The organism is Roseateles sp. P5_E8 (assembly GCF_054177665.1).
This window is the reverse complement of sequence record NZ_JBGCUM010000115.1, coordinates 1-3,245: the sequence shown is the minus strand read 5'-3', so window position 1 is coordinate 3,245 and position 3,245 is coordinate 1. Positions and strand designations below refer to the sequence as shown.

Sequence of the window (3,245 nt, the reverse complement as noted above, 5' to 3'; positions counted from 1 at the left end):
TCCATGCCCAGCTCGGAGCCGAAGGAGTGGATGGACTCCACCCAGCCCGCCTCGATGGCAGGGATCAGCGCCGGGTGCGGGTTCAGCGCCCAGTGCCGGCAGATCTTGCCCTTGAGCCCCAGCGACTCGCCGTAAGTCGGCAGCAGCAGCTCGATGGCCGCCGTGTCGAAGCCGATGCCGTGGTTCAGGCGCTGCACGCCGTACTCGGCATAGATGCCCTTGATGGCCATCATGGCCATCAGCACCTGGATCTCGCTGATCTGCGCCGGGTCGCGCGTGAACAGCGGCTCGATGAGGTTGGGGCGCGGCGCCTGGACGACGAAATCGACCCAGTCGGCGGGGATGTCGATGCGCGGCAAGACGTCCACGATCTCGTTGACCTGGGCGATGACGATGCCGCCCGAGAAGGCCGTGGCTTCGACGATGGCGGGCGTGTCCTCGGTGTTGGGGCCGGTGTAGAGATTGCCTGCCGCGTCCGCCGCGTGTGCGGCCACCAGCGCGACCTTGGGCGTCAGGTCGACGAAGTAGCGGGCGAACAGTTCCAGGTAGGTGTGGATGGCGCCGATCTCGATGCCGCCCAACGACACCAGCTTGGCCAGCCGCGCGCCCTGCGGGCCGGAGAAGCTGAAGTCCAGCCGCTTGGCAATGCCGCTCTCGAAGATATCCAGATGCTCGGGCAGGGCCAGTACCGACTGCACCATGTGCAGGTCGCGCACGCGCTGCGGGTCCACTTGCGTCAGCGACTGCGCGAGGAAGTCGGCCTGCTTCTGGTTGTTGCCTTCCAGGCAGACGCGGTCACCGGGTTGCAGCACGGCTTCCAGCAGCGACACGATGGCTTCTGTGGCGACGCGCCGACCCTGCACACCGGTGAGTTCGGCTGCCCGCGAGAGGCGCTCGCGGCGCTCGCGGTCGCGCAGGTTCCAGGCGGGAGCGTTCATCGATGGCTCCTCAGTGCGCCTTGGCGGCGACGCCCATCACCATGTCGGGCAAGCCCGTCGCGATGCCCGGGAATATGCAGATCAGCAGCACCGCCAGCAGCATCAGCACGACGAAAGGCAGCACGCCCCAGATGATGTCCCGCAAGTCAATGTCGGGCGCGATGTTCTTGATGACGAAGATGTTGAGCCCGACCGGCGGATGGATGAGGCCGGTCTCCATGACGATGGTCATCAGCACGCCGAACCAGATCAGGTCGAACCCGGCAGCCTTCAGCGGCGGCAGGATGATGGGCGCCGTCATCAGGATGATGCTGACCGGCGGCAGGAAAAAGCCCAGCAGGATGACCATCAGCAGCACCGCCGCCAGCAGCACCCATTTGGACAGCTGCATGCCGACGATCCACTCCGCCGCCGACTGGCTGATGTGCAAATAGCTCATCACGTAGGAGAACAGCAGCGACATGCCGATGATGAGCATCAGCATGGTCGATTCCTTCAGCGTCGACGTGAGGATGGGGGCCACGTCCTTGGGCCGCCAGACGCCGTAGATGACGGCGATCAGCGCCAGCGCCAGCAGCGCGCCCAGGCCGGCCGTCTCGGACGGCGTCGCGAAGCCACCGTACAGCGCAACCATGACGCCGATCAGCAGCAGCACGAAGGGCACGACGCGCGGCAGCATCTCGAACTTCTCGCGGTTCGTGAAGGTCTCGTTGGCCAGCAGCGCGGACGCCGTGCCCGAGCGCTTGAACTCGGCCTCGGCCAGCGCGTATTCCTTGCGATAGCGAAAGGCCGCGTAGGCCGCAAACAAGCCGACCAGCAGCACGCCCGGGAAGATGCCGGCCAGGAAGAGCCGGCCCAGCGACTGCTCGGCCGCCACCGCGTACAGGATCATCGTGATGGACGGCGGCAGCAGGATGCCCAGCGTGCCGCCGGCCGCGATGATGCCGGCCGCAAAGCCGGGCGAGTAGCCGCGCTTGCGCATCTCCGGGATGCCGGCGCTGCCGATGGCCGAGCAAGTGGCGGGGCTGGAGCCGGCCATGGCCGCGAACAGCGCGCAGGCGAACACATTGGCAATGCCCAGGCCGCCGGGGATGCGGCCCATCCACACATGCATGGCGGCGTAAAGGTCCTGCCCGGCGCGTGACTTGCCGATGGCCGCGCCCTTTAGGATGAACAGCGGGATGGAGAGCAGCGTGATGCTGGCCATCTCCTCGTAGACGTTCTGCGTGACCGTGTCCAGCGCCGATGCCGGCATGAAGATGGCCATGAACAGCACCGCCACGCTGCCGAGCGCGAACGCGATCGGCGCGCCCGAGAACATGAACAGCAGCGTGACGACGCCGAACAGCGAGCCGAGGACGAGCATGCTCATGCCAGCGCTCCTTGCGTAGGTTTGAAGAGGCCGTTGACGCGCGCCGTGAGCTGCACCAGCAGTTGCAGGCTGAGCAGCGTCATGCCCAGGGCCATCAGGCCGTAGGGAATCCACAGCGGCGGCGCCCAGGAGGACGACGTGGTCTGGCCCTCGGCCCAGGCCTCGTGGAACAGCGTCCAGGACTTCCACGCGAAGAAGGCGCAGAAGGCGGTGCACATCAGGTCCACCAGCATCAGGCGCAGGCGGTTGACCGAGCGCGGCAGCAGGCCGGCGATGGCCTCGATGCCAACGTGGCCGCGCAGCGACTGCACAAACGCGCCACACAGGAACGTAGCGCCGACCAGGCAAAACACTGCCGCCTCGTCCTGCCAGTCCGTCGACGCTTTCATCACATAGCGCGACACGACGCTATAGGTCAGCACACAGGAGGCCACCAGCAGGGCCAGCATGCCCAGCACGACCAGCGCATGGTTGATGACGTTCAGCATGCGGGCGATGGGCCGCAGCAGCGCGGGGGTGTCGGGGTCGATGCCGGCAACCGCCGCCGGCCCCATTTCAAAACCGTGGCTCATGGGGTGCTCACAGCAGCTTCTGCGCGGCCTTGAGGATCGCGGCGCAGGATTCGTTCTTCTCGCCGAAATCCTTCCACGCGGTGTCGCGTGCGATGGCCTGCCACTTCTTCAGCGTCGCCTCGTCCATGTCATAAACCTTGGCGCCGGCCTTGGCGTAGATCTCGGCCGCAGCCTTGTCGTCGGCCTTGGCGGCGTCACGGGCAAACACCTCCAGCTCGGCGCCCACGCCCATGACGATGTCCTGCTGCGCCTTGGGCAGCTTGTTGAAGACCTCCTTGGAGATCATCAGCGGCTCGAACATGAACCAGTAGGTGCGCTGGCGGCCGGAGGTCAGGTGCTTGGCGATCTCCTCCAGCTTGAAGG

Annotated in this window: 3 protein-coding genes and 1 pseudogene; all 4 read right to left on the bottom strand. The window is 66.3% G+C overall.

What is annotated here, in order from left to right:
* Window positions 1-938 (bottom strand): malonate decarboxylase subunit alpha (locus ACXRVZ_RS27395; RefSeq protein ID WP_458233105.1); only part of this gene is annotated, 938 nt, incomplete at its 3' end.
* Between the two features lie 10 nt (window positions 939-948).
* Window positions 949-2,310, bottom strand: coding sequence for a TRAP transporter large permease (locus ACXRVZ_RS27390; RefSeq protein ID WP_458233104.1), 1,362 nt, complete (start codon window positions 2,308-2,310; stop codon window positions 949-951).
* Window positions 2,307-2,882: a TRAP transporter small permease gene (locus ACXRVZ_RS27385; RefSeq protein ID WP_457426964.1), complete on the bottom strand. Its 576-nt coding sequence runs from the start codon at window positions 2,880-2,882 to the stop codon at window positions 2,307-2,309. Before ACXRVZ_RS27385 ends, ACXRVZ_RS27390 begins: the two co-directional genes overlap by 4 nt.
* Window positions 2,883-2,889: 7 nt before the next feature.
* Window positions 2,890-3,245 (bottom strand): annotated as a pseudogene (locus ACXRVZ_RS27380) (TRAP transporter substrate-binding protein DctP); the annotation flags it as partial.

Bases quoted from the DNA above. Each gene is read 5' to 3' on its own strand.
- ACXRVZ_RS27390 (WP_458233104.1), bottom strand. From the start codon at position 2,310: ATGAGCATGCTCGTCCTCGGCTCGCTGTTCGGCGTCGTCACGCTGCTG.
- ACXRVZ_RS27385 (WP_457426964.1), bottom strand. From the start codon at position 2,882: ATGAGCCACGGTTTTGAAATGGGGCCGGCGGCGGTTGCCGGCATCGAC.